This is a genomic window from Saccharopolyspora cebuensis (assembly GCF_039542665.1).
In the GTDB taxonomy this organism is placed as follows: Bacteria; Actinomycetota; Actinomycetes; order Mycobacteriales; family Pseudonocardiaceae; genus Saccharopolyspora; species Saccharopolyspora cebuensis.
The window spans coordinates 63841-88247 of sequence record NZ_BAABII010000006.1 but is presented as its reverse complement, the minus strand read 5'-3'; the positions used below and the strand labels follow the sequence as shown (position 1 = coordinate 88247).

Sequence of the window (24407 nt, the reverse complement as noted above, 5' to 3'; positions counted from 1 at the left end):
GACAGCGGTCGTTACACTGGGGACGTGGTCAGCTCGCGTTTCGCGGTGCGCGTCCCGCGCGACCGCCCGTCCCTCTCCTAGCGCCGCCGCCCGCCCGGCCGTGCCGGGCGGTGTCCGCGTGCCCGCTCGACCACCCCGCTATCCCGGAGTTTCCCTTGATCTCTGCCACCGGCCTGGAACTGCGCGCCGGCTCCCGCATCCTGCTCTCCGACGCGACCCTGCGCGTCCAGCCCGGCGACCGGGTCGGCCTGGTCGGCCGCAACGGCGCCGGCAAGACCACCACGCTGCGCGTCCTGGCGGGCGAGGGCGAGCCGTACGCGGGCGAGGTGCTGCGCCGCGGTGAGCTGGGTTACCTGCCGCAGGACCCGCGCGAGGGCGACCTCTCGGTGGCGGCCAAGGACCGGGTGCTCTCCGCCCGCGGGCTGGACGAGTTGCTGCGCGACATGGAGAAGGCGCAGACCGAGATGGCCGAGCTGGCCGACGACCGCGCCCGGGACCGGGCCATCACCCGGTACGGCCGGCTGGAGGAGCGCTTCGCCGCGCGCGGCGGGTACGCCGCCGAGAGCGAGGCGGGCCGGATCTGCGGCAACCTCGGGTTGCCGGAGCGGGTGCTCAACCAGCCGCTGCGCACCCTCTCCGGCGGGCAGCGCCGCCGCGTCGAGCTGGCGCGCATCCTGTTCGCGGCCGCCGAGGCGGGACCGGGCGGCCGGTCGGCGACCACGCTGCTGCTCGACGAGCCCACCAACCACCTCGACGCCGACTCGATCAACTGGCTGCGCGAGTTCCTCAAGGCGCACGACGGCGGCCTCGTGGTCATCAGCCACGACGTCGACCTGCTCGACGCGGTGGTGAACAAGGTCTGGTTCCTGGACGCGGTGCGCGGCGAGGCCGACGTCTACAACATGGACTGGAAGCGCTACCAGGAGGCGCGGGCCGCCGACGAGAAGCGCCGCCGCCGGGAGCGCGCCAACGCCGAGAAGAAGGCCGGGGCGCTGATGGCGCAGGCCGACAAGATGCGCGCCAAGGCCACCAAGGCCGTCGCCGCGCAGAACATGGCCCGCCGCGCCGAGAAGCTGCTGGCCGGAGCCGAGGGCGAGCAGGCCCAGGACAAGGTCGCCAAGATCCGGTTCCCGGAACCGGCCGCCTGCGGGCGCACCCCGCTCACCGCCGAGGGCCTGTCCAAGGCCTACGGCTCGCTGGAGATCTTCAGCGGGGTGGACCTGGCCATCGACCGCGGTTCCAAGGTCGTGGTGCTCGGTCTCAACGGTGCGGGCAAGACCACCCTGCTGCGGTTGCTCGGCGGCCTGGAGACCCCCGACGCGGGCGCCGTGGTGGCCGGGCACGGCCTGCGGCGCGGCTACTTCGCGCAGGAGCACGAGACGCTGGACCACGACGCGACGGTGTGGGAGAACGTCCGCACCGCCGCCCCGGACGCCGCCGAGCAGTCCCTGCGCACGCTGCTCGGCGCGTTCCTGTTCAGCGGCGAACAGCTCCAGCAGCCCGCGGGCACCCTCTCCGGCGGCGAGAAGACCCGGCTGGCCCTGGCCGGCCTGGTCTCCAGCGCGGCCAACGTGCTGCTGCTCGACGAGCCGACCAACAACCTCGACCCGGCCAGCCGGGAGCAGGTGCTCGACGCGCTGCGCAGCTTCACCGGGGCCGTCGTGCTGGTCACCCACGACCCGGGCGCGGTCGAGGCGCTGGAGCCCGAGCGCGTGATCCTGCTGCCCGACGGCACCGAGGACCACTGGTCGGCCGAGTACCTCGAGCTGGTCCAGCTCGCCTAGCGCTCGCCCCGGCGCCCCGTCCGGCGCACGGCGTCGGGGCCGTCCTCATGGGAGGCCTCCCGGCGGTGCCGGTCGCGCGGCTGGGTCGCTCGTCCGACGGCGGTCGCGCGGCGCGCGGTTGCGATGCCGCTGCGCGCCCGTTGCCGATCTTCGGCGGCGGCCGGATCACGTCTCCACCCGAACGGGTGCCTGCCGGTTCGCAGCACCCGCTGCGCCGCGTGGAGCAGAGCGTTCCGGTGATCGCCACGCGCCGAACTCGACTATTGGCCGATCTTTTTTCCATGATCGCCTGGCGTTCGCGGCTTTCCTGTTCGATCATTGCGCTGACAGGGGTCGCGAGGCCCGACCTGCTCGGAGGGAAGGCGGGGACACCGTGGCTGAGCTGAAGAAAGGTGCGCGCATTACGGGAAGCGCACGGGACAAGCTTGCCAGTGACCTGAGGAAGAAATACGAGAAGGGGGCGAGCATCCGCGCGCTCGCGGAAGCGACTGGCCGTTCTTACGGCTTCGTGCACCGAGTCTTGAGCGAATCCGGTGTGCAACTGCGCGGGCGCGGGGGCGCTACGCGTTCCAAGAAGAAGTGATTTCACCCATCGGTTGTCGCGGTTGACGTCTCGCCGGACGTGGCGGTTCGCTCGTCCGGGTGCGGCGTCGGTCCCGGTCCCCGTCGCATACGGTGTGTGCGGGACGAACGCGACAACACAACGGAGGCCCGCTTGGCGGAGTCGACAGTGGACGCCGACCTGATGGATCGTGGCGGTGTGGGGCTCACGATCCACGGGCGGCGGGCCACGATCACGCTCAACCGCCCGGACAAGCTCAACGCGCAGACGCCGCACACGTGGCAGGCGTTGCGCGAGATCGGGCAGCGGCTCGATCCGGAGGTCCGGGTGGTCGTGGTGCGCGGCGCCGGGGGGTCGTTCTCGGCCGGGCTGGACCGGCGCCTGTTCGGGGCCGAGGACGTCGAGGGCGCACCCGGCCTGGCCGCGCTCGCCGGGCGCCCGACCGAGCAGGCCGACGCGGAGATCGCCGGTTTCCAGCAGGGCTTCAGCTGGCTGCGCGAACCGGAACGGGTGACGATCGCGGCCGTGCACGGCCACGCCATCGGCGCCGGGTTCCAGCTCGCCCTGGCTTGCGACCTGCGCGTGCTCGCCGACGACGCGCGGCTGCGGATGGCCGAGACGGGACTCGGCCTGGTCCCCGATCTGGGTGGCACGCTGCCGCTGGTCCGCGCGGTCGGGTACGCGCGCGCGGTGGAGATCTGCTTGACCGGGCGGGAAGTCGAGGCGGCCGAGGCCCTGCGGATGGGCCTGGCCAACGCGGTGGTCCCGGCCGCGGATTTCGACGTGGCGGTGGACCGCCTCGCCGACGCGGTGTCCGCACCGCCGGTGGGCGCGGTGCGGGAGACGCTGGCGCTGCTGGTCCAGGCCGACGAGATGGTCGACCCGGAGCAGCAGCTCGCCGAGGAGCGGGCCGCGCAGCTCCGCCGGATCGCCGAACTGGCCGGGTGAGGCCGAGCGCGCGCCCGGTGCCCCGGGCGCGGCTCCCGGTGGTCGCTCAGCCCAGCGCGGGGATGCGCGGCTGGTAGCGCCCCAGGTGGGCGCGGTTGGCCTCGTCGCCGTCCGGCACGTTGGAACTGCGCCACAGCGGCAGGTCCGCCGCGTCCGCCAGCTCGTGCGCGCGCACCAGGAGCTGGTTCCACAGCAGCACGTTGGCCAGCGAGGACAGCGGCGCGGTCACCGGTTCGGCCGGCGGGTGGCTCGCGTCGCCGCCGGGCACCAGCGTGTCCAGCACGACGTCGGCCTGCGCGGCGAGGGTGCTCGCGGCGCGGGGCGGTGCGGCGGCCGCCGCGGTCGGGGAGGTCACCGCGATGACGGTCGAGCCGGCCGCGCGGGCGGTGGCGGCCAGTTCGACCGGGTACGGGTTGATCCCGGAGTTGGAGAACACGACCAGGACGTCGGTGCCGCCGCGGAAGTCCGCCTCGGCGAGCACCTGCTCGGCCAGCCCCGGGGTGCGCTCGGCGGCGGTGCTGCTGGTCGCGCCGTGCAGCGGGAGCAGGTCGGGGTGGTACAGCGGGCGCACCGCGGCGAGCCCGCCCGCGCGGTAGAAGGATTCGAGCACCCCGGCCAGCGAGTGCCCGGCGCCCGCGGTGTGCACCAGCCCGTCGGCGCGCACGCAGTCGAGCACGCGGGTGGCGGCGGTGGTGATCCGCTCGGCGTTGAGCCGGGCGACCTCGCGCAGGTGGCGCAGGGTGTGCTCGGTGTGGTCGAGGGTGGTCTCGGCGTCGGTGCGGTGCGGCATGGCGGCTCTTCCCGGTGGAGGACCTGGACGAAGAGGTCTATACCAATGCGGTCCGATCGGGTCAAGACACGCCGCGCCCGGTGCCACCACTGGTGTGGTGTCGCGGTTAGCCTGGTGATCAACGTCCGATCATCGAACCGCCAGGGGACGCATGACGCAGCGAGGCAACCGCCGGGAACTGCTCGCCGACGCCGCGATCGAGGTGCTCGCCCGCGAGGGCGGCCGCGGCTTGACGCACCGCGCCGTGGACCGCGAGGCCGGGGTCCCGGAGGGCACGGCCAAGAACTACCACCCGACCCGCAGCGCGCTGTTCCGCGCGATCGCCCGGCAGATGTCCGAGCGGCACGTCGCGTCGCTGCGGGAGCTGGCCGAGCACGCGCCCGCGGAGCTCACCCCCGACGACGTCGCGGCGCTGTACGCGGCGATGCTGCGCCGGATGACCACCAGCGCCCGCGCGCACTTCCTGGCGCTGTTCGAGCTGCACCTGGAAGCGGTCCGCGACGCCGAGGTGCGCGCCGCGCTCGGCGAGATCGCCCGGGCCAACGCCGACACCGCCGTGCGGCTGCACGGCGCGGTCGGCCGCCGGATGAGCCGCCGCGGCGCCGGCCTGCTCGACGCGGGCCTGCTCGGTGCGGCGCTGTCGGTGCTGAGCCTGCCGCCGGAGGTCGTCGCCGACAGCGGTTTCGACGACCCCGAGGTGCTGGCCAGGGCGCTGCTGTCGCTCGGATCGGTGGAGGACGACCCGGTCGTCGGCGTGCTGCGGGGGCACGCGAGCTGACCCAGGGTGGCGCTGCGGGTGCGGCTCGTGACGAGCGGTAGCCTTTCGCGAGGCGTTGTCGCGGCCGGTCCCGCGACCGGTCGGGTCGTGTCGGCGCCGGACGAATCGCGAGCGCGGGGCCGCCCGGTGGGGACCGTCGCGCTCCCGACCGGAGTGGATGCAGGGAAGGCATGTCGAATCCGTCACCGCAAGCCGAACCCGGCCCGTTGGAGCAGCCCGCCGTCGTCTTCGCACGGCTGGCCGACGTCCCGATCGATGCCCTGGACAAGTTGATCGAGGCGACCCAGGCCGCCTACGGCGAGCTGAACCAGGTGCACGGCCACCCGTACTGGGGCGACCTGGTGTTCCACCAGGGTTCGGCGATCAAGGCGCTGCGCGAGGCGCGGGAGTGCCTCGTCGGGCTGCGGTCCGAGGCCGTCGGCGCGCGCAACACCGAGCTCGGCGTCACCGTCACCACGGCGGTCGTGGACGGCGAGCGGTTGTTCGCGCACGCCGAGGAGGACAAGGCGCAGCTCGTCGACCGGGTGCTGCGCCCGCAGCGGCCCGGGGCCTGCCACCTCTACGTCTGGGACCGGCCGCACGAGAACCCCGACGCGCCCGGCCCGTACCGGCAGATCCGGATCGTCACCGACCACGAGGCCGAGGTGGGGGTCCTGAACTTCACCGAGGAGTCCGAGGACGGCGAGCTGGAGTCCTGGCACACGCACAGCCCGGAACCGCTGCCGGAGGCCCCCGCGCTGGCCTTCGACGCCGGCAGCACGCTGAAGTTCCCGCGCGACGCCGTGCTGCCGTTCCGCGAGCTGCGCGCCGCGCTCGACGAGTTCACCCGGTCGGGGGCGCGTCCGGAGGCGGTCCGGTGGCAATCCGCCCGGTGGGGCGACCTGTGAGTTTTTCCCGCCCGTCGCGGGGAAAACCGCGCCGCCGGCATTCGCGAAAAGCGTTCGGCGCATCCGGCGGCGCGCCGAACGTGAATTCTGGGAATGGAATCCGCCGAACGCCGCCGGTTCGGGTTCTGCCCGCTGCCGCCGCGGGAATCGGAGCGGGATTCTTCCGCTTCGAGGAATGGTGGTTCCACTCCGCGTCGGCGAATCCCGCGTCCTTTCAGCCGTAGATTCCTTCGACGGCCCGCGCCGCGATGGTCGTCACGATCTTGAAGGCCTTCATCGCTTCGGTCATGTCCGGGGCGTCGAATCCGACCCGGCGGACGTCGACGCGTTCCACGGTGGGAATGATCTCGGTGGCCGCGGCGAGCTGCGCGGCGTCGAACTCGACCTCGATCCGGTGCGCCCGGACCTCCGGTGCCGCGCGACCGGCGCGGGCCATCGAGCGTCGCGCCGCCTGCTCGACGAGCTCGGCGGTGCGGGCGGGCGGCAGGCAGCTCGCCGCGTAGCGGCTGACGCTCTCCTTGACCACCGCGACCGCCACGCCCGGCGCGTAGTCCGCGGCGTCGGCGCAGGCGCGGTCGTCGCCGGTGATCAGCAGCACCGGGACGCCGTGCTCGGCGGCCAGCGCCGCGTTCAGCCGCCCCTCGCTCGCGCGCACGCCGTCCAGCCAGACCCCGGTGATGGAGCGCTCCAGGTAGGTGTGCGCGAGCACCCCCTCCTCGCCCGCGCCCGCGTGGTAGCCGAGGAACACCACGCCGTCCACCCCGGAATCTACGCCCTGCATCATCGACAGCGGCTTGTGCCGCCCGGTGAGCAGCCGCGCGCGGGGGTCGAGCTCCTCGATCAGCAGGTTGCGCTGCGCCGAATGCGCCTCGTTGACCAGCACGTCGGTCGCCCCGGCGGCGAACAGCCCGGCGAGGCAGGCGTTGGTGTCGCCGGTGAACAGGCGCCGGAAGCGCTGGTAGGGCTCGGTGCCGGGCACCACGTCGTCGGTCCAGGTGACGCCGGTGGCGCCCTCCATGTCCGCGGAGATCAGGATTCGCACGGCGGCCAATCTAGGCGCCGGCGGGGCGGTGGGCACGCGGGTGGGCCGGAACCGCCTGCCACCGGCCGGGTGGCGCGCTGCGCACCGAGGGTGGCCGGTCATTGACGAAACGCAGGCGGAGGTGGTTCTTTCTTCTCACCCATCGCGAAGGAGGCCACCGTGGGCAGACGTCTCGCCGCCACCTGGGTCGCGCTGCTGGTCGCGTTGACGGCGCCGGCACCGGCCTCGGCGCAGCAGGAGCAGGGCGCGACGCTGCGGATCGGCCTGCAGCAGCAGTTCGACACGCTGAACCCGTTCCTGGGCATCACCCTCGCCGCCACGGACGTCTTCCGGAACATCTACCCGACGCTGACCACCTACCGCGCCGAGGACTTCGCGGTGACGCCGGAGCTGGCGCAGCGGTGGGACCACAGCGAGGACCGGCTGACCTGGACCTTCCACCTGCGCGAGGGCGTGCGGTGGTCCGACGGCGAGCCGGTCACCGCGCACGACGCGGCCTACACGTTCAACCGGATGATGACCGATCCGGCGGCGAGCACCGCCAACGGCAACTTCGTGGAGAACTTCGCCGAGGTCACCGCGGTCGACGACCGGACGCTGGTGATCCGCACCGAGACCCCGCAGGCCACCATGCTGGCCATCGACGCGCCGATCGTGCCCGAGCACATCTGGTCCCGGGTGCCCGACGTCGCCGCGTTCCCCAACGACGAGATGCCGATCGTCGGCAGCGGGCCGTTCACCGTCACCGAGTACCGGCCCGGCCAGTACCTCACGCTGCGCGCCAACGAGGACTTCTGGCGGGGCCCGCCGCGGATCGACGAGCTCCAGTTCGTGCAGTTCAAGAACAGCGACGCGGCCGTGCAGGCGCTGCGCAAGGGCGACGTCGACGTGGTCCGCGGCCTGACCCCGGCGCAGTTCGACGCCCTGGCCGGGGAGCCGAACGTCGAGCAGGTGCGCGGGCAGGGGCGCCGGTTCTACGAGATCATCCTGAACCCCGGCGCGACCAACAGCGAGGGCGCCCCGATCGGCACCGGCCACCCGGCGCTGCGCGACGTGCGGGTGCGGCGGGCGATCGACCACGCCATCGACGAGCAGGTGCTGGTCGACCGGGTGCTCGGCGGCTACGGCCAGGTCGGCGGCGGCTACCTGCCGCCGATCTTCGAGGACTACCACTGGAGCCCGCCGCAGCGGCGGGCGTTCGACCCGGCGCTGGCGAACCGGATGCTCGACGAGGCCGGTTACCCGCGCGGCGCGGACGGCATCCGGCGCACCGCGGCCGGCGAGCCGCTGCACTTCGACTTCGTGCTGCACGGTGACGAGTCCGCCGACACCCAGGTCGGGCAGTTCGTCAAGCAGTGGCTGCGCGACATCGGGATCGCCGTGGAGCTGCAACCGATCTCGGACAACCAGCTCGGCGACCGCACCACGGCCGGCGACTTCGACATGGTGATCAGCGGCTGGTCGGCCAACCCGGACCCGGACTACGTGCTGCGGCTGCAGACCTGCGCGGCGCGGCCGGACCCGCAGGGCGGCGGCACCCCGGACACGTTCCTGTGCGACCCGGTCTACGACGCGCTCTACGCCCAGCAGCTCGGCGAGTTCGACCCGGCGGCGCGGGCCGAGCTGGTCGCGCGGATGCAGCAGCGGTTCTACGAGCAGGCGACCGGGCTGATCCTGTTCTACCCGAACTCGCTGGAGGCCTACCGCAGCGACCGGTTCGCCGGTTTCGACCTGCAGCCCGCCGAGGACGGTGTGATCGTGTCCCAGCAGGGTTATTGGGGCTACTACGGCGCCCGGCCGACGCAGGCCGCGATCAGCGGGGCGGGGGGCACCGACTACGGCACCGCGGCGTGGGCGCTCGGCGGTGCGGTGGTGCTGATCGGCGCGGTGGTGGTGCTGGTGGTCGTGCGCAGGCGCGCGACCGCGGACAGCCGGGAGTGAGACGTGCCGGAAACGACCACCGCGCCGGAACCGGCGCCGACCGGGGCGGGCCGCCGGGGACGTGGGCTGCGCGCCCTGCGGTACGCGGCGGGCAAGCTCGTCGGCGGCGCGGTGAGCCTGTTCCTGGTGGCGGTGCTGGGCTTCTTCCTGTTCCGGGTGATGCCCGGCGATCCGGCCCGGACCATGACGCGCGGCGCCCCGGTCAGCGCCGAGCAGCTCGCCGCGCTGCGCACCCGGCTCGGCCTGGACCTGCCGCTGTGGCAGCAGTTCCTGCACTTCCTCGGTGATCTGCTGCGCGGCGACCTGGGCACCTCCTACACCTACAGCAGGCCGGTGGCCGAGCTGATCGGCGAGCGGTTCTGGCCGACGGTGCTGCTGGTGGGCACCGCGACCTGCCTGGCGGTGCTGCTCGGGCTGTGGCTGGGCACCCGGGCCGCGTGGCGGCACGGCGGCGCCTTCGACCGCTCGGCGACCTCGGTGGCGCTGACCCTGTGGTCGGTGCCGACGTTCTGGCTCGGGCTCATCGTGCTGATGGTGTTCGGCGTCGGCGCCGGGCCGATCCCGGGGCTGTTCCCGGTCGGCGGGATGTCCTCGCCGGACGCGCCGCCGGGGCTGCTGCCGCAGGTGCTCGACGTGGCGCACCACCTGGTGCTGCCCGCGCTGACGATGGTCGCGGTGATCTACGCCCAGTACCTGATGGTGATGCGGTCCTCGCTGCTGGAGGAGATGGGCGCCGACTACCTGACCACCGCGCGCGCCAAGGGCCTGCGCGAGGACCTGGTGCGGCGCAGGCACGCGGTGCCCAACGCGCTGCTGCCCACCGTGACGCTGATCTTCCTGCACCTCGGCCTGGTGGTGTCGGGGGCGATCACGGTGGAGACCGTCTTCTCCTGGCCCGGGCTGGGCCTGCTGACCTACGAGGCGCTGCGGGTGCCGGACCTGCCGCTGCTGCAGGGCACCTTCATCGTGCTGGCGGGGAGCGTGATCGTGATGAACGTGCTGGCCGACCTGCTGTACCGGGTGCTCGACCCGAGGGTGCGCGAGTCGTGACCGCCACCGCGAAGCAGATCGTCCGGGCCCGCCGCCGGGCCACCGCCGCCGAGGCGTGGCGGGTGTTCCGCGCCGATCGGGGCGGGCTGCTGGGGCTGGTGCTGCTGGTCGTCGTGGTGGCGCTGGCGCTGCTGGCGCCGGTGCTCACCGACGCCGGCGGGCTCGACGTCACCCGGGCGACCGGGCAGGCGCTGCGGCCGCCGAGCGCCGAGCACTGGCTGGGCACCGACGAGTCCGGCCGTTCGGTGCTGCTGCTGACCTGGTGGGGCGCCCGGGTGTCGCTGGTCGTCGGGCTGGCCGCCGCGCTGCTGTCGGTGGTGATCGGGTCGCTGGTGGGCGTGCTGGCGGCGCACTTCGGCGGCTGGACCTCGCGGATCCTGATGCGGGTCACCGACTTCTTCCTGGTGCTGCCCTCGCTGGTGCTGGCGATCGCGCTGTCCACGGTGCTCGAACGGGGGCTGGCGACGATCGTGCTGGCCATCGGGGTCACCGCGTGGCCGACGACGGCGCGGCTGGTGCGGGCGCAGACGCTCACCGTCGAGGCCCGGCCCTACATCGAGCGGTCGATCGCGCTGGGCGCCGGGCACCGGCACGTGATCGGCAGGCACGTGCTGCCCGCGGTGCTGCCGCTGGTGTTCGCCAACACCACGCTGTCGGTGGCCTCCGCGATCATCGCCGAGTCCACGCTGTCGTTCCTCGGGCTCGGCGATCCCAGCCGGGTGTCCTGGGGGTCGATGCTCAAGGCCGCGATGGACACCGGCGCGGTCACCGGCGGCGCCTGGTGGTACCTGCTGCCGCCGGGCCTGGGGATCGTGGTGGTGGTGCTGGGCTTCACGCTCTGCGGTCGCGCGCTGGAAGCGGTGTTCAATCCGAGGCTTCGGGGGCGCTCGTGAGTCCGATCCTGCACCTGCGCGACCTGGCGGTGTCCTACCGGGGCGAGCCGGCCGTGCACGGCGTGGACCTCACCCTCGACGCGGGCGAAACCCTCGGCCTCGCGGGCGAATCCGGGTGCGGCAAGACGACCCTGGCGATGTCGGTGCTGCGGTTGCTGCCGCGTTCGGCCGAGGTGTCCGGGGAGGTCCTGCTGGACGGCCAGGACGTCCGCGCGATGTCGTTCGGGCAGCTCCGGGCGGTGCGCTGGGCCAGCGCCTCGGTGGTGTTCCAGGGCGCGATGCACGCGCTGAACCCGGTGCGCAGCATCGGCGCCCAGATCGCCGAGCCGATCAGGCTGCACGGCTCGGTCCCGGCGACCGGGGTGGCCGCCCGGGTCGCCGAGCTGCTGGAGCAGGTCGAGCTGCCCGCGGACCGGGCGGGCGCGTACCCGCACGAGCTCTCCGGCGGGCAGAAGCAGCGGGTGATGATCGCGATGGCGCTGGCCTGCGAACCCCGGCTGGTGATCGCCGACGAACCGACGACCGCGCTGGACGTCGTGGTGCAGGCCCAGGTCCTCGGGCTGCTGCGGCGGATCGTCGCCGAGCGCGGCCTGGCCCTGCTCATGATCAGCCACGACCTGTCGGTGCTGTCCACGACCTGCGCCCGGCTGGCGGTGATGCACCGCGGGCGGCTGGTCGAGGACGGCCCCGCGCGGCAGGTGATGGCCGAGCCGGCGCACGAGCACAGCAGGGCGCTGGCCGAAGCCTTCCCGGTGGTGGGCGATCCGGGGTTCCGCTATGCGGGGACCTCGCGGCGGGCGGCCGAGCCGCGCGAACTGCTGGCCGCCGAGGACGTGCGGGTCCGCTTCCGCAGCCGGACCGGCGACGCGGTGGACGCGGTGCGCGGTGTCGACCTGGCGGTGCGGGAGGACGAGATCCTGGCCCTGGTCGGCCAATCCGGGTCCGGCAAGACCACGCTGGCCCGGACGCTGCTCGGGTTGCAGCGCCCGACCGGCGGCGCGGTGCGCTACGACGGCGCGCCGCTGCCCACCGACGGCGCCGGGCTGCGCGCCTACCGCAAGCGGGTGCAGCTCGTCCTGCAGGACCCGGCCGGGGCGCTCAACCCGCGGCACTCGGTGTACGAGGCGGTCGCCGAGGGCCTGCGCATCCACGGTGCCCCCGGCGACGAGCGGGAGCGGGTCACCGCCGCGCTGGAGGCGGCCGAACTGCGCCCCGCCGAGAAGTTCTTCGCCCGGCTGCCGCACGAGCTCTCCGGCGGGCAGCGGCAGCGGGTGGTGATCGCGGGCGCGCTGGTGCTCGACCCGCAACTGCTCATCGCCGACGAGCCGGTGGCGTCGCTGGACGCCACGGTGCGCGGCGAGATCCTCGCGCTGCTGCTGCGGCTGCGCGCCGAGCGAGGACTGTCCACGATGGTCATCACCCACGATCTCGGCCTGGCGTGGAACATCGCCGACCGGGTGGCGGTGATGTACCGGGGCGAGATCGTCGAGCTCGGCAGCGTGGAGCAGGTGCTGCTCGACCCGCGGCACGACTACACGCGCACCCTGCTCGCGGCCGTGCCCACGGTCCAACGCTCCCCCTGAACGGAACGCCGCCCAGCCGCGAACCGGGTTGGTCTTTCGAGGTGAGGGGCACCCTTGACCAAGTATGTTGGGCAAGGGTGCCCCTCACTCACCTCCCGAACGGGTGATGGCTCACCACTGGTCGATGATGGCGGGCTTGTCCGGGTGGTCGGTGCGGACGAGCAGGTCGGCGCGGTGCTGCGGGGCGACCTCGGCGGCGTAGCGCTCGAAGGCGGGCAGCGTCCAGTGCTCCTCCGGCGGCATCCTGCGCCGCAGCGCGGCGGGGGAGAGCCACAGGTGCGCGGCGAAGTCGAACGGGAGCCCGCCCAGCAGCAGCGGACCGTCCACGATGGCCGCACCGCCCGGGTTCAGCGCGACCCTCGGCAGCCGGGGCGAGCGGTCGTGCTCGGCGTCCCAGAGCGCGGGCAGCACGCTGCCGGTGCCGCCGTCGGCCAGCGGGTCCAGCACCTCGCGGCGCACCGCGTCGAAGTCGAACCAGTCGTCGTGGAAGGAATCCGGGTCGCGCCTGCCGTGCTCCAGGCGCAGCGAGGCCGGGCGGACGTAGTCGGCCAGCCGGACCCGGACCACCTGGTGACCGCGAGCGCGCAGCGGCTCGACCAGGCCGTCCGCGAACGCCGCGGTGTCCTCGGACAGCGCACCGTCCACCGCGACCCGGTGCCACCGGCCCGGCAGCGCCGCGATCCGCTCGACCGCTTCGGCCGCCAGCAGCGCGGGCGTGATCGGGCGGACGTGCATGGGCCTCCTCGGTGCTGCCGGAGTCCGGTGGCGCGCGGCGTTCCCGGCCGAGGCTACCGGGCGGCTACGCCAGCGCGGGGCGCTGCACGACCAGGCGCCGCCCCTCGGTGTCGAGCTCGGCGACCGCGCCCAGCGGGACGGTGAGCGCGGCGGGGCAGTGCCCGAAACCCAGTTCCCACAGCACCGGGACGCCCAGGCCGCCGAGCCGGTCGGTCATGGTGGCGCGGACCTGCTCGGGCGGCCCGCACTCCACCCAGGAGCCCAGCGCGATCCCGGCGACGCGGTCGAACCAGCCCGCGCGCAGCAGTTGGGTGAGGAACCGGTCGAGCTGGTAGGGGTCCTCGGTGATGTCCTCCAGCAGCGCGAGGGCGCCGTCCGGCGGCAGCGGGGTCCGGGGCGCGCCGAGCGTTCCGGCGAGCAGGCTCAGGTTGCCGCCCCAGGTGGTGCCCCGGGCGCGGCCGGGCACCAGCGAGCCCGTCGCGTCGCCGGACAGGGCGGTGACCGAGGCCGGGTCGAACAGGGTGCGGCGGAGGTGCTCGCGGGCGGGTTCGTCCTCGGCGAAGGCCTTGGTGGCGACCATCGGTCCGAACACGGTGACGAGCCCGAGCCGGTCGCCGACCAGTTCGTGCAGCGCGGTGATGTCGCTGGAGCCGACGAACGCCTTGGGCGCGGCACCGGCGAGCTCGTCCCAGTCCAGCAGGTCGAGCACCCGCATGCTGCCGTAGCCGCCGCGCGCGCAGAACACCGCGCGCACCTCCGGATCGCACCACGCCCGCCGCAGGTCGCTCGCGCGTTCGGCGTCGGTGCCCGCCAGGTAGCCGAGCTCGGTGCGGCGCAGGTGCTCGCCGAGCCGGACTTCCAGCCCCCAGGAGCGGAGCTGGGCGAGCCCGGTGTCCAGCAGCCCGGCCGGGACCGGACCGGCCGGGGCGACCACGGCGACGACGTCGCCCGCGCGCAGCCGGGGCGGTCGGGTGCGTTCGCGGGGGCTCATCGGGCTCCTTCCGGCCGGCGGTGATCTCCGGAAGTCTCGCAGAGCCCGGCGTCGCCGACGTGTTCGCGTACGGCGAACGCCGCCCCGCGTGCGCGGCGTCGGCGCAGCGCAGCGCGGTCGCCGAGGCCTGCGCGCGGGGTGGTGAGGAACAAAACGGGGACCGGTCGCGCACGTCCGGCCCCGGGTGGCCTAGTGTCGGAGGTGCCATGGCTCGTGTCATCCACGTCTTCCGCCAGCCCGACCGGTTCGTCGCAGGGACGGTCGGGGAACCTGGCGAGCGCACCTTCTACCTGCAGGCCACCGAGGACGTGCGCACGGTGAGCGTCCAGCTGGAGAAGCAGCAGGTCACGGTGCTCGCCGAACGCATCGGTGCGCTGCTGGAGGAGGTCCAGCGCCGGTTCGACACCGAACTGCCCGCCGAGGTGCCCGAGGCGATGGTCGACAGCGACCCGCTGGAGGTGCCGGTCGAGGAGGAGTTCCGGGTCGGCACGATGGGGCTCGGCTGGGACGCCGAGACCGAGGCCGTGGTCGTCGAGCTGCTCGCCGTCACCGAGGAAGAGGTCGACGAGTCCGTCGTGCTCGACGACACCGAGGAGGGCCCCGACGCGCTGCGGGTCTTCCTCACGCCGGAGCGCGCCCGGGCCTTCGCCGAACGCGCCGAGCGGGTGATCAACGCGGGCCGCAAGCCGTGCCCGCTGTGCTCCGAGCCGCTGGACCCGGCCGGCCACATCTGCCCGCGCCAGAACGGCTACCGCCGTTCGGAAGAGGCATAGGCGCTCGTGCTGGCCGGTGACGCACCGGCGTGCGAACTGCTGCGGCACGGCGCGCTGGAGGTCCGGGGACGCCTGGTCGAGGCGTCCAACGCGACCCTGCTGTGCGGCATCGAGCACGACGGCGTGACCGCCGAGTGCGTCTACAAACCGGTGCGCGGGGAACGGCCGCTGTGGGACTTCCCGGACGGCACCCTGGCCGGTCGCGAGGTCGCCGCCTTCCTGATCTCGGAGGCGGGCGGCTGGGGCCTGGTGCCGCCGACGCTGTTGCGCGACGGCCCGTTCGGCCCGGGCATGGTGCAGCTCTGGGTGGACACCGAGGAGGACTCCGACCTCGTCGCCCTGGCCCCGCCGGACGACGTGCCGGAGGGCTGGCGGCACGTGCTGCGCGCCGAGGACGAGGACGGCGACGTGGTGGCCCTGGCGCACGCCGACCACCCGCTGCTGCGCGACCTCGCGGTGCTCGACGTCGTGATCAACAACGCCGACCGCAAGGGCGGCCACGTGCTGCACCCGCCGGACGGCCGGGTGCTCGGCGTCGACCACGGGGTCAGCCTCAACACCGAGGACAAGCTGCGCACCGTGCTGTGGGGCTGGATCGGGCGCGAGCTGACCGCCGACGCGGTGGAGCGGCTCGGGGAGCTGCGGGCCCTGCTGGAGGGACCGCTGGCCGCCCGGCTGGCCGAGCACATCACGCCCGCCGAGGTGCGCGCCGTCGGCGACCGGATCGACCGGCTGCTGGCCGAGGCCGTCCACCCGGCGCCGACGGGAAAGTGGCCACCGATCCCCTGGCCAGCTTTCTAGTCGTTTGATCGTGGTCGCTTTGCGGAGCGGTGCCGGTGGCGGAACCTCAGCGGCCTTCTCGCTCCGGGCGCCCTTCCTCATGTACAAGCGCGTACACAGCGTCAGGGCGTCCTCGCGAGAAGACCGCTGAGAACCCGCGGCGGTGCCGGTTGCGAGGGTGGGGCAAAGCGGAAGCGGCTTCGCCGCTTGCCTGACGGTGGTCGACCCGTGCTCGGGCGGTGCGGAGCCCGAACCACTTGCTTGTGGTTCGTCTTTTGCGGCTTTGGGTAGGGGTAGGTTGATGCGCCGTGATGAGCGGTCCTACCGGGACCGGCTGGAGACCCCGCTGCCGCGCTTCGCCGATGTGCTGCGGCTGATGTGGGGCGGGATCCGGTGCCAGGAGGTCGACGCCGACCGGGTGCCGGTGCTGCGCCGCGGTCTGGGGCCGGTGGCGCCCCGCGACACGGCGGTGACCTGGGTGGGGCACGCGACGTTCCTGGTGCGCTGCGGCGGTGCCGCGGTGCTGACCGATCCGGTGTGGTCGGCGCGGATCCCCGGCGTGCCGCGTCGGCTCACCCCGCCCGGGGTGGCCTTCGGCGAGCTGCCGCCGATCGACGCCGTGGTCATCAGCCACAACCACTACGACCACCTGGACGCCCCGACGATGGCCCGGCTGCCGCGCGGCACCCCGGTGCTGGTGCCCGCGGGCCTGGGGCGGTGGTTCCGGCGGCGCGGGTTCACCCGGGTCGTCGAGCGGGACTGGTGGGAATCGGTGGAGCTCGCCGGTCTGGTGTTCGACTTCGTACCCGCCCGGCACTGGAGCAGGCGCGGACCGCGGGACACCTGCCGCAGCCTGTGGGGCGGCTGGCTGATCACCGGTCCGGACGGGCAGCGGCTCTACCACGCGGGCGACACCGGGTACGGTGCGCACTTCGCCGAGATCGGGCGGCGGTTCCCGGGGATCGACCTCGCCATGCTGCCGATCGGCGCCTACGAACCGCGGTGGTTCATGCGCCCGCTGCACCTCGACCCGGAGGAGGCGGTCCGCGCGGTCGACGATCTGGGCGCTTCGGCCGCGGCCTCGATGCACTGGGGCACCTTCGCGCTCACCCGCGAGCCCGTCACCGAGCCGCTGGCGCGCTTCCGCAAGGCGTGGCGGGACGCGGGCCGCGAGCCGGAAGGACTGTGGGACCTGGCCGTCGGCGAAACCCGGGTGCTGCCGGGCTGAGCGATCGCTAGGGTGCGCCCGCATGGACGATCTGCGACGTGATCCGCTGCCGCTGCTGGGCCGCACCGCGCTGGTCACCGGGGTCAGCCGCAGGCAGGGCATCGGGTACGCCCTCGCGCGTCGGCTCGCCGCCTACGGCGCCTCGGTGTTCGCCCACCACCACCGGCCGCACGACCTCGACCAGCCGTGGGGCGGCGACGACCTGGACGCGGTGCGCGCGGGCGTCCGGGAGCAGCTGGGGCCGGAGCAGCGGCTGGCCGACGCCGGCGCCGACCTCGCCGACCCGGACGCGCCGCGCGCCCTGGTCGAGGCGGCGGTGGCCGAGTTCGGGCACCTCGACGTGCTGGTGTGCAACCACGCCCGCAGCGGCTCGGACGGGGCGCTGGGCGAGCTCGACGCGGCGATGCTGGACGGGCACTGGGTCGTCAACGCCCGCTCCTCGATCCTGCTGGCCCAGGAGTTCGCCGCCCGGCACGACGGCCGCCCGGGCGGCCGGATCGTGTTCCTGACCTCCGGGCAGCAGCAGGGACCGATGCCCGGCGAGGTCGCCTACGCGGCGGCGAAGGGCGCGCTCGCCGAGATCACCCTCACCCTGGCCGACCAGCTCGGCGACGCCGGCCTGACGGTCAACACCGTCAACCCCGGTCCGGTGGACACCGGCTACCTGGACGAGCCGACCTGGGCCACCATCGCCCCGATGTTCCCGTTCGGCCGCTACGGCCACCCCGACGACCCGGCGCGCCTGATCGCCTGGCTGGCAACCGACGAGGCCCGCTGGATCACCGGCCAGGTGCTCAACACGGAAGGAGGCTTCGGCCGCTGGCGCCCCAGAGCCTGACCCACCACCAACCGGCGAAGCCACGCACGCGCCAAACACTCGCGCACAAACGGAACCACCGTCAGGCAAGCGGCGAAGCCGCTTCCAGCCCACGCCCGCGCCAATCGGAACCCCCGTCAGGCAAGCGGCGAAAGCCGCTTCCGCTTTGCCCCACCTGATCAACCGGCACCGCCGCGGGTTCTCAGCGGCCTTCTCGCGAGGACGCCCTGACGCTGTGTACGTGGTTGTACATGAGGAAGGGCGCCCGGAGCGAGAAGGCCGCTGAGGTTCCGCCACCCGCACCGCGCGCCAAAAAGACCACCAACCTCACACAAGCGCTTGGTAGATGAGTTGGTGTAGCTGCGACCTGATCGGATGCGTGCTGGAGGGGATGAGCTGGGTCAGGAACACCACGGTCAGGTCTTCCACCGGGTCGACCCAGAACGCGGTGCTGGCCAGGCCGCCCCAGGAGAACTCGCCGGGGGAGGCGATCACCTTCGCCGCCGCCGGGTCGTCGATCACCGCGAACCCGAGGCCGAAGCCCTTGCCCGCGTTGGCCACCTCGGAGAACGAGCCCATCGCCAGCGATTCCAGGTCGGCGCCGCCGGGCAGGTGGTTGCGCGTCATGTACTTCACCGTGCGGTCGCCGAGGATCCGCTGCCCGTCGAGTTCCCCGCCGCGCAGCAGCATCTGGGTGAAGCGGTGGTAGTCGCGGGCGGTGGAGTAGAGCCCGCCGCCGCCGGAGGCCGCGGTCGGCGGCGCGAGGGCCGCCGCCTGCACCCGCTCGTGCTGCGGGTGCGGTTTGGCCCGGCCCGCCCGGTCGGCGACGTAGAGGGAGGCGAGCCGGTCGGCGTCGTCGGCGGCCACGGCGAAGCCGGTGTCGGACATGTCCAGCGGGGCGAAGATGCGGGTGCGGAAGAACTCGTCGAGGGACTGGCCGGAGACGACCTCGACGAGGCGGCCGAGCACGTCGGTGGCCACCGAGTAGTTCCACGCCGCGCCGGGGTCGAACAGCAGCGGCATCCCGGCCCACGCGTCGCAGCACCCCGCCAGGTCGAGGTGGTCGGCCATGCCGAACTCGAATCCCGCGCCCCGGTAGAGCTCGTCGACCGGGTGCAGGTGGTGGAACGCGTAGGTCAGCCCAGCGGTGTGGGTGAGCAGGTGCCAGATCCGGATCGGCTCGGTCGCCGGGCGGGTCTTCGGCGCGCGTGCCGGGCCACCGGTGTAGACGCGGGGTTCGGCGAAGGCCGGGAGGAAGTCGGCGACCGGATCGGTGAGCTCGAAGGCGCCTTCTTCGTGGAGCATCATGGCCGCGACCGAGGTGATCGGCTTGCTCATCGAGTAGATTCGGAAGACGGTGTCCCGCTCGACCGGCCTACCGCCCGCCACGTCGCGCATCCCGTGCTGGGACAGGTGCGCGATCCTGCCTCCTCGGGACACGAGCAGCTGCCAGCCGGGCAGCTTCCCGTCCTCGACGTACCGCGCGAAGTGCCGGTCGACGCGGGCCAATCGCTGCGGGTCGAAACCCGCCTCGGCCGCCTCGACCTCGATCTGCACCGGATTCACAGCACTCCTCCCGTCGGCGTGGTCCGCGATCGTTTCTAGTCGCGATCGGCGTGCCGGGGCCAGGGATCGTGGCGCGATCGGCACCGCGGGCTAGACTCCACGCCCCATGACCGACGACCTGCTGTCCGCGCTGTCCTCGTTGCGGGCGACCCGCTGGTTCACCGACCAGGACGTGGACGACGCGGTGCTGCACCGGGTGCTGGCGGCCGCCCGGTGGACCGGTTCGGCGCGCAACCGGCAGCCGTGGCGGTTCCACACCGCCCGCGACCCGGCGACCCGCGCCGAGCTGAGCCGCTGCGGCGCCTACGCGGCCCACCTGTCCGCGGCCCCGGTGGTGCTGCTGCTGGGCCTGGACCGCACCGGCGCCGACGCCGAGTTCGACGGCGGCCGGGTGGCGCAGAACGTCATGCTCGCCGCGCACCTGCTCGGTCTGGGCTGCTGCCCGGTGACCTTCTTCCCGGAGGACAACGCCCGCCGGGCGACCGAACTGGCCGGGTTCGCCGCGCCGTGGCTGGTCCGCACCGGCATCGCGCTCGGGCACCCGGCCCCGGCGCCGCCCGGACGGTCGGCCATCCCCACCGGCCGCCTGCCCCTCGCCGACCTCTGGACCGGCGACTGAGCGGCTCACCTGGGACGAAGGCGGGTGGCGGCGGTCGGGGCCCGGCGACGTTTAAGGTCGGGTGCATGCAACCCTGGTCGTCGATCCCCGTGCCCGAGATCCCGGGCACGCCTCGCCCCCTGCGCCTGTTCGACACCGCCTCCGGCGAGGTCCGCCCGTCCGAACCGGGCCCCGTCGCGCGGATGTACGTGTGCGGCATCACGCCCTACGACGCCACCCACCTCGGTCACGCCGCCACCTACCTGGCGTTCGACCTGGTGCACCGGATGTGGCTGGACAACGGGCACGAGGTGCACTACGTGCAGAACGTGACCGACATCGACGATCCGCTGCTGGAGCGCGCCGACCGCGACGGCGAGGACTGGGTCGTGCTCGGGATGCGCGAGACCGCGCTGTTCCGCGAGGACATGGAGGCGTTGCGGGTGCTGCCGCCGCGCGACTTCATCGGCGCGGTGGAGTCGATCCCGGAGATCGCCGAGGCCGTCGGCACGCTGCTGGCCTCCGGCGCCGCCTACCGGGTGGACGACGCGGAACACCCGGACATCTACTTCCGGCACCAGGCCAGCGGGCGGTTCGGCTCCGAGTCGAACTACGACGAGGCGACGATGCGGACGTTCTTCGCCGAGCGCGGCGGCGACCCGGACCGGCCGGGCAAGGAGCACCCGCTCGACGCGCTGCTGTGGCGCGCGGCCCGCGACGGCGAGCCGTCCTGGGAGTCCGAGCTGGGGCCGGGGCGCCCGGGCTGGCACCTGGAGTGCTCGGTGATCGCCCTGGGCACCCTGGGGCTGGGCTTCGACCTGCAGGGCGGCGGCTCGGACCTGATCTTCCCGCACCACGAGTTCAGCGCCGCGCACGCCGAGGCGCTGACCGGCGAGTTCCCGTTCGCCCGGCACTACTCGCACACCGGCATGATCGGGCTGGACGGGCAGAAGATGTCGAAGTCCCAGGGCAACCTGGTGTTCGTCTCGCGGCTGCGCGGGGACCGGGTGGACCCGATGGCGATCCGGCTCGGCCTGCTCGACGGCCACTACCGGCAGGACCGGTCGTGGACGGCCGACGTGCTGACCAAGGGCGCGGGCCGGCTGGACCGGTGGCGCGAGGCGGTCGCGCTGTCCGCCGCCCCGGCGGCCGGGCCGGTGGTCGACGAGGTGCGCGAGCGGCTGGCCGACGACCTGGACTCGGCCGGCGCGCTGGCGGCGGTGGACCGGTGGGCGGCGCAGGCGCTGGCCGGTCGCGGCGAGGACCCGGAAGCCCCGGCCGGGATCCGCGCCGCGGTCGACGCCCTCCTCGGAGTGACCCTCTAACCGGCGACCTCGTCCCAGGTGAGGGGCACCCTTGTCCGACATACCCGGATGATGGTGCCCCTCACTCAGCACACTTCCGGGTGAGCTGTTCGGAGTGAGGGGCCCCCTTGCCCCAGTTACTCGGATAAGGGTGCCCCTCACTCACGTCTCGAACGGGGGTCGCCTGCGCGGGTGTTGTCCCGGTGGGGTCGCGGAGGATTGTGGTCGTCACCCTGAAGGGTCTAGAAAGAGCGGGCTGATCGTCTCGACGCCAGGAGGTGTGGCCCGTGCGGCGGTTGCGGTATCGGATCGGCGCGACCGGACTCGCGGTGGGGGTGCTGCTCGCGGCGGCCCCGATCGCCTCGGCGGCGGAACCGGCGCCCGCGCCCGAACGCCCGATGCCGGACAAGAGCATCGCCTTCTACGTCGGCAAGAACCGCACCGCCGGCGGGGCGACGATGCTCGGCGGGTTCGGCCACGAGCCGTCGAGCCACTGGACGGAGATCGTGCCCCGCCGGCAGCACCCGCCGGGCTCGGCGATCACCGTCGGCGCCACCGGCGAGGCCGACCTGCCCGGGCGCCTCACCGAGATCCCGCAGGTCCCGGAGACGGCGAAGTACATCACCTCGAACTACTCCGAGTTCGCCGGGTTCCCGGCGCCGCTGACCAACGGCGGCCTCAACGAGCACCAGGTCGCCGCGCGCGACGTGTGGTCGGACTCCCGCCCGGAGCTGGTCGAGATGACCCCGCCCGGCCAGACCGGCCCGAACTACAGCGACCTCTCCCGGATCGCGATGGAGCGCGCCCGCAGCGCCCGCGAGGCCGTGGAGATCCTCGGGCGGCTGATCGACGAGCACGGCTACACCACCTACGGCGGCAACTCCCACCTGTTCGCCGACGAGAACGAGGGCTGGGTGTTCATCGAGTTCGCCGGTGGCCAGGGGCTGTGGGCCGCCGAACGGCTCGGGCCGGACGACGTGCGGGTGTCCTACCCCGGCTACATCGGCGACTTCCCGACCGACCACCAGCGCGACCCGGACCACCTGGGCTCGGCGAACCTGGTCGACTTCGCCGTCCGGCAGGGGTGGTGGGACCCGGACAGCGGTGAGCCGTTCAACCTCCAGGAGGTCTACGGCACGCCGTTCCCCGGTCACCCCGGCCGGTCCACCCCGGACGACGAGGCGCCGTGGCGGCACCCGCCGACGCTGGAGCAGGAGCTGCGCGCGCTCGGCGAGGTGACGCTGACGGACATGCAGCGGATGGTCCGCGACCCGCGCTGGTCCGACGACCGCGCCGGCTACGGCCACGTCGCCGAGCTGCGCGACGACCTGCTGCACCCGGACCTGGCGACGCTGTGGGTGGCGAACACGGCGGCGATCACCGCGCCCTACATCCCGTTCCACATCGGGGCCACCACGGTCCCGCCGGAATACGCCCAGCACCGCTACCTGACCTCCGGCGCCGCCGCGGACTACCTGGACCCGGAGTACGCGGCCCAGGAGGCGACCCGCTCGGCGACCTACCTGTCGAAGCGGCTGATGTACTACACCTGCGACCGGCCGGAGGTGTTCCTGTCCGAGGTCACCCGCGCGTTCGAGGGCTTCGAGGCGCGGATCATGGCCGACGTCGAGGAGGTCGAGCGCCGCGCCGCCGAGGCGTACCGGGAGGGCCGCGACGAGGAGGCCCGCGCGCTGCTCACCGAGTGGAGCGGCGACTGGGCGATGGAGGGGCTGGCGCTCACCGAACACCTGGTCGAGGACGTCGAGGCCCGCACCAAGGAGCGGTTCGGCATCCGCGAACCCGAGGTCGAGGTGCCGCCCGGGGTGACCGCGCGCCCGCGCAGCCTGGACATGTCGCTGCCGGAGGACGCCGTCGCCGCCCGCGACCGGGTGCACTGCGACCTCGGCGGCGGCTGGGCCGAGGGCACGACGGTGGACCGCAAGGGCGAGTCGGGCGATCCCGACGCGGTGCCGGACTACCGCGCCGCCGACGAGCGCGAGCGGGGCTTCCCGTGGCCGCCGGTGGTGGGGGCGGCGCTCGGCGGCCTGCTGGTCGGCGCCGCGGTGATGTTCTTCGTCCGCCGCCGGGCCTGAGGAGTCCTCCCGCATGGGGTGCGGCTGTCAACCGGCCCCGCCGCTGGGGTTCCGCCACCCGCACCGCCACGCGAGCCGTGCTGGAAGCGGTCCTGAAGCGGGCGAGGGCACCCGGCGACCGGGTGCCCTCCTGCCTGGTGCATCGCCGAGCGGCTCGGCGCGGCGCCCCTCAGCCCGGTCCGGGGCCGGTCGGGCCCTTGCCGCCGGGGCCGCGCCTGCGCAGGTAGCGCTCGAACTCCGCGGCGATGGCGTCGCCGCTGGTCTCGGTCAGCGTCGACTCGGCGTCCCCGCGCTCCTCCAGCGCCCGGACGTAGTTGCGGACGTCCTCGTCCTCCTCGGCCATCTCGCTGACCGTCTGCTCCCACTCCTCGGCCTGCTCCGGCAGGTTGCCGAGCGGGACCTCGATGTCCAGCGCCTCCTCGACCCGGTGCAGCAGGGCCAGGGTCGCCTTCGGCGACGGGGGCTGCGAGACGTAGTGCGGCACCGCCGCCCAGAACGAGATCGCCGGGACCCCGGCCTGCACGCACGCGTCCTGGAACACCCCGACGACCCCGGTGGGACCTTCGTAGCGGGACCGCTCCAGGCCGTACTGGGCGGCCGAGTCGGCGTCGTAGGCCGCCCCGGTGACCGGCACCGGGCGGGTGTGCGGGGAGTCGGCCAGCAGCGCACCGAGGGTGACCACGGTGCTGGCGCCGACCTTCTCCACCTGTTCGACCAGCTCCGCGCAGAACGCGCGCCACCGCATGTTGGGTTCGATGCCGTGCATCAGCACGACGTCGTGGTCCACACCGGGCGGTCGGCACACCGAGAGCCGGGTGGTGGGCCAGTTGATCTTGCGCGTGATGCCGTCGACGAGCTTCACCGTGGGGCGGCTCACCTGGAAGTCGTAGTACGGGTCCGGGTCGATCTCGGCGAGCGGAGTGGCGTCCCAGATGAGTTCGAGGTGCTCGATCGCTTGGGTGGCGGCATCGCCCGCGTCGTTCCAGCCCTCGAAGGCCGCGATCACGGTCGGGGCGGACGGGCGGGGGTCGTCGGGAGCGGAAGGGCGTTCGGACACGTGGCGAGCGTACTCCCTGCGCGCCGTCGGCAGCGGCGCGGACGAGGACCGCCGGGCACCGGGCGGCGGTCCCGGCCCGGCCGCGCTGACCAGCGGCACCCCGCTCGCCGCCGCGCCCGGTCCGCACCACCGCCCCGGCGTGCCTGTGACCACCGCCGCGCCGCCGGACGACCGCTGCGCCGACGTCGCGCCCACCCGATCGCGCCA

The 24407-nt window shown here is 73.7% G+C and carries 23 protein-coding genes; 17 read left to right on the top strand and 6 right to left on the bottom strand.

Going from position 1 to position 24407, the window contains the following annotated elements:
* Positions 1–155 precede the first annotated feature (155 nt).
* The 4 genes from ABD976_RS12040 to ABD976_RS12025 all read left to right on the top strand — a co-directional run bounded on the left by ABD976_RS12040 (position 156) and on the right by ABD976_RS12025 (position 3294).
* The gene (locus tag ABD976_RS12040; protein WP_345361967.1) at positions 156–1784 is read left to right on the top strand and encodes an ABC-F family ATP-binding cassette domain-containing protein; all 1629 of its coding nucleotides are present in this window, start codon (positions 156–158) and stop codon (positions 1782–1784) included.
* 65 nt (positions 1785–1849) lie between these two features.
* A complete protein-coding gene (locus tag ABD976_RS12035; protein ID WP_345361964.1) occupies positions 1850–2170 on the top strand; it encodes a hypothetical protein in 321 nt (106 codons plus the stop codon).
* Positions 2158–2367, top strand: a complete 210-nt coding sequence (locus ABD976_RS12030) for a helix-turn-helix domain-containing protein (RefSeq protein ID WP_010310662.1) — start codon at positions 2158–2160, stop codon at positions 2365–2367. The genes ABD976_RS12035 and ABD976_RS12030 overlap by 13 nt, the downstream gene beginning before the upstream one ends.
* A 132-nt stretch (positions 2368–2499) precedes the next feature.
* Entirely contained in the window at positions 2500–3294 is a 795-nt protein-coding gene (locus ABD976_RS12025) for an enoyl-CoA hydratase/isomerase family protein (protein WP_345361961.1), read from the top strand.
* A 46-nt stretch (positions 3295–3340) separates the two neighbouring features.
* Here ABD976_RS12025 and ABD976_RS12020 read toward each other — a convergent pair whose 3' ends face one another.
* Positions 3341–4084, bottom strand: coding sequence for a sugar isomerase domain-containing protein (locus tag ABD976_RS12020; protein WP_345361958.1), 744 nt, complete (start codon positions 4082–4084; stop codon positions 3341–3343).
* Between the two features lie 151 nt (positions 4085–4235).
* Here ABD976_RS12020 and ABD976_RS12015 point away from each other — a divergent pair, with 151 nt between their 5' ends.
* Together ABD976_RS12015 and ABD976_RS12010 are read left to right on the top strand one after the other, a co-directional pair.
* Positions 4236–4862: a TetR/AcrR family transcriptional regulator gene (locus ABD976_RS12015; RefSeq protein WP_345361955.1), complete on the top strand. Its 627-nt coding sequence runs from the start codon at positions 4236–4238 to the stop codon at positions 4860–4862.
* A 170-nt stretch (positions 4863–5032) separates the two neighbouring features.
* Positions 5033–5749: an Imm1 family immunity protein gene (locus ABD976_RS12010; protein ID WP_345361952.1), complete on the top strand. Its 717-nt coding sequence runs from the start codon at positions 5033–5035 to the stop codon at positions 5747–5749.
* Between the two features lie 214 nt (positions 5750–5963).
* Here ABD976_RS12010 and ABD976_RS12005 read toward each other — a convergent pair whose 3' ends face one another.
* Positions 5964–6791, bottom strand: coding sequence for a M55 family metallopeptidase (locus ABD976_RS12005; protein WP_345361949.1), 828 nt, complete (start codon positions 6789–6791; stop codon positions 5964–5966).
* 159 nt (positions 6792–6950) lie between these two features.
* Here ABD976_RS12005 and ABD976_RS12000 point away from each other — a divergent pair, with 159 nt between their 5' ends.
* From ABD976_RS12000 to ABD976_RS11985, 4 genes are read left to right on the top strand one after another with little or no spacing between them, the layout of a single operon-like run.
* Entirely contained in the window at positions 6951–8732 is a 1782-nt protein-coding gene (locus ABD976_RS12000; RefSeq protein ID WP_345361946.1) for an ABC transporter substrate-binding protein, read from the top strand.
* A 3-nt stretch (positions 8733–8735) separates the two neighbouring features.
* Positions 8736–9782, top strand: a complete 1047-nt coding sequence (locus ABD976_RS11995) for an ABC transporter permease (RefSeq protein WP_369774592.1) — start codon at positions 8736–8738, stop codon at positions 9780–9782.
* Positions 9779–10675, top strand: coding sequence for an ABC transporter permease (locus tag ABD976_RS11990; RefSeq protein ID WP_345361943.1), 897 nt, complete (start codon positions 9779–9781; stop codon positions 10673–10675). Before ABD976_RS11995 ends, ABD976_RS11990 begins: the two co-directional genes overlap by 4 nt.
* Positions 10672–12258 (top strand): dipeptide ABC transporter ATP-binding protein, encoded by a 1587-nt coding sequence (locus ABD976_RS11985; protein ID WP_345361940.1) that lies wholly within the window; start codon positions 10672–10674, stop codon positions 12256–12258. The genes ABD976_RS11990 and ABD976_RS11985 overlap by 4 nt, the downstream gene beginning before the upstream one ends.
* Positions 12259–12369: 111 nt before the next feature.
* Here ABD976_RS11985 and ABD976_RS11980 read toward each other — a convergent pair whose 3' ends face one another.
* Both ABD976_RS11980 and ABD976_RS11975 read right to left on the bottom strand, forming a co-directional pair.
* Positions 12370–12993 carry a nucleoside/nucleotide kinase family protein gene (locus ABD976_RS11980; RefSeq protein ID WP_345361937.1) on the bottom strand — a complete coding sequence of 208 codons (624 nt, stop codon included), beginning with the start codon at positions 12991–12993 and terminating at the stop codon, positions 12370–12372.
* 64 nt (positions 12994–13057) lie between these two features.
* Positions 13058–13984 carry a S66 peptidase family protein gene (locus tag ABD976_RS11975; protein WP_345361934.1) on the bottom strand — a complete coding sequence of 309 codons (927 nt, stop codon included), beginning with the start codon at positions 13982–13984 and terminating at the stop codon, positions 13058–13060.
* A 206-nt stretch (positions 13985–14190) separates the two neighbouring features.
* Here ABD976_RS11975 and ABD976_RS11970 point away from each other — a divergent pair, with 206 nt between their 5' ends.
* The 4 genes from ABD976_RS11970 (at position 14191) to ABD976_RS11955 (ending at position 17603) form a co-directional block, all read left to right on the top strand.
* Positions 14191–14757: a DUF3090 domain-containing protein gene (locus tag ABD976_RS11970; RefSeq protein ID WP_345361931.1), complete on the top strand. Its 567-nt coding sequence runs from the start codon at positions 14191–14193 to the stop codon at positions 14755–14757.
* A 6-nt stretch (positions 14758–14763) separates the two neighbouring features.
* On the top strand, positions 14764–15558 hold the full coding sequence (locus tag ABD976_RS11965) for an SCO1664 family protein (protein WP_345361928.1): 795 nt from the start codon (positions 14764–14766) through the stop codon (positions 15556–15558).
* A gap of 280 nt (positions 15559–15838) precedes the next feature.
* Complete coding sequence (locus ABD976_RS11960; protein ID WP_345361925.1) at positions 15839–16765, top strand: MBL fold metallo-hydrolase; 927 nt, start codon at positions 15839–15841, stop codon at positions 16763–16765.
* Positions 16766–16787: 22 nt separating this feature from the next.
* Complete coding sequence (locus ABD976_RS11955; protein ID WP_345361922.1) at positions 16788–17603, top strand: SDR family oxidoreductase; 816 nt, start codon at positions 16788–16790, stop codon at positions 17601–17603.
* A 306-nt stretch (positions 17604–17909) separates the two neighbouring features.
* On the opposite strand, the gene ABD976_RS11950 is transcribed toward ABD976_RS11955, so the two are convergent.
* The gene (locus ABD976_RS11950; RefSeq protein ID WP_345361919.1) at positions 17910–19148 is read right to left on the bottom strand and encodes a serine hydrolase domain-containing protein; all 1239 of its coding nucleotides are present in this window, start codon (positions 19146–19148) and stop codon (positions 17910–17912) included.
* A gap of 106 nt (positions 19149–19254) precedes the next feature.
* On the opposite strand from ABD976_RS11950, the gene ABD976_RS11945 reads away from it, so the two are divergent.
* The 3 genes from ABD976_RS11945 to ABD976_RS11935 all read left to right on the top strand — a co-directional run bounded on the left by ABD976_RS11945 (position 19255) and on the right by ABD976_RS11935 (position 23143).
* Positions 19255–19767: a nitroreductase family protein gene (locus ABD976_RS11945; RefSeq protein ID WP_345361916.1), complete on the top strand. Its 513-nt coding sequence runs from the start codon at positions 19255–19257 to the stop codon at positions 19765–19767.
* Positions 19768–19832: 65 nt separating this feature from the next.
* Positions 19833–21071, top strand: coding sequence for a cysteine--1-D-myo-inosityl 2-amino-2-deoxy-alpha-D-glucopyranoside ligase (mshC, locus tag ABD976_RS11940; protein ID WP_345361913.1), 1239 nt, complete (start codon positions 19833–19835; stop codon positions 21069–21071).
* 266 nt (positions 21072–21337) lie between these two features.
* Positions 21338–23143: a C69 family dipeptidase gene (locus ABD976_RS11935; RefSeq protein WP_345361910.1), complete on the top strand. Its 1806-nt coding sequence runs from the start codon at positions 21338–21340 to the stop codon at positions 23141–23143.
* Positions 23144–23312: 169 nt separating this feature from the next.
* Here ABD976_RS11935 and ABD976_RS11930 read toward each other — a convergent pair whose 3' ends face one another.
* Positions 23313–24200, bottom strand: coding sequence for a PAC2 family protein (locus tag ABD976_RS11930; protein ID WP_345361907.1), 888 nt, complete (start codon positions 24198–24200; stop codon positions 23313–23315).
* Between the last annotated feature and the right edge of the window lie 207 nt (positions 24201–24407).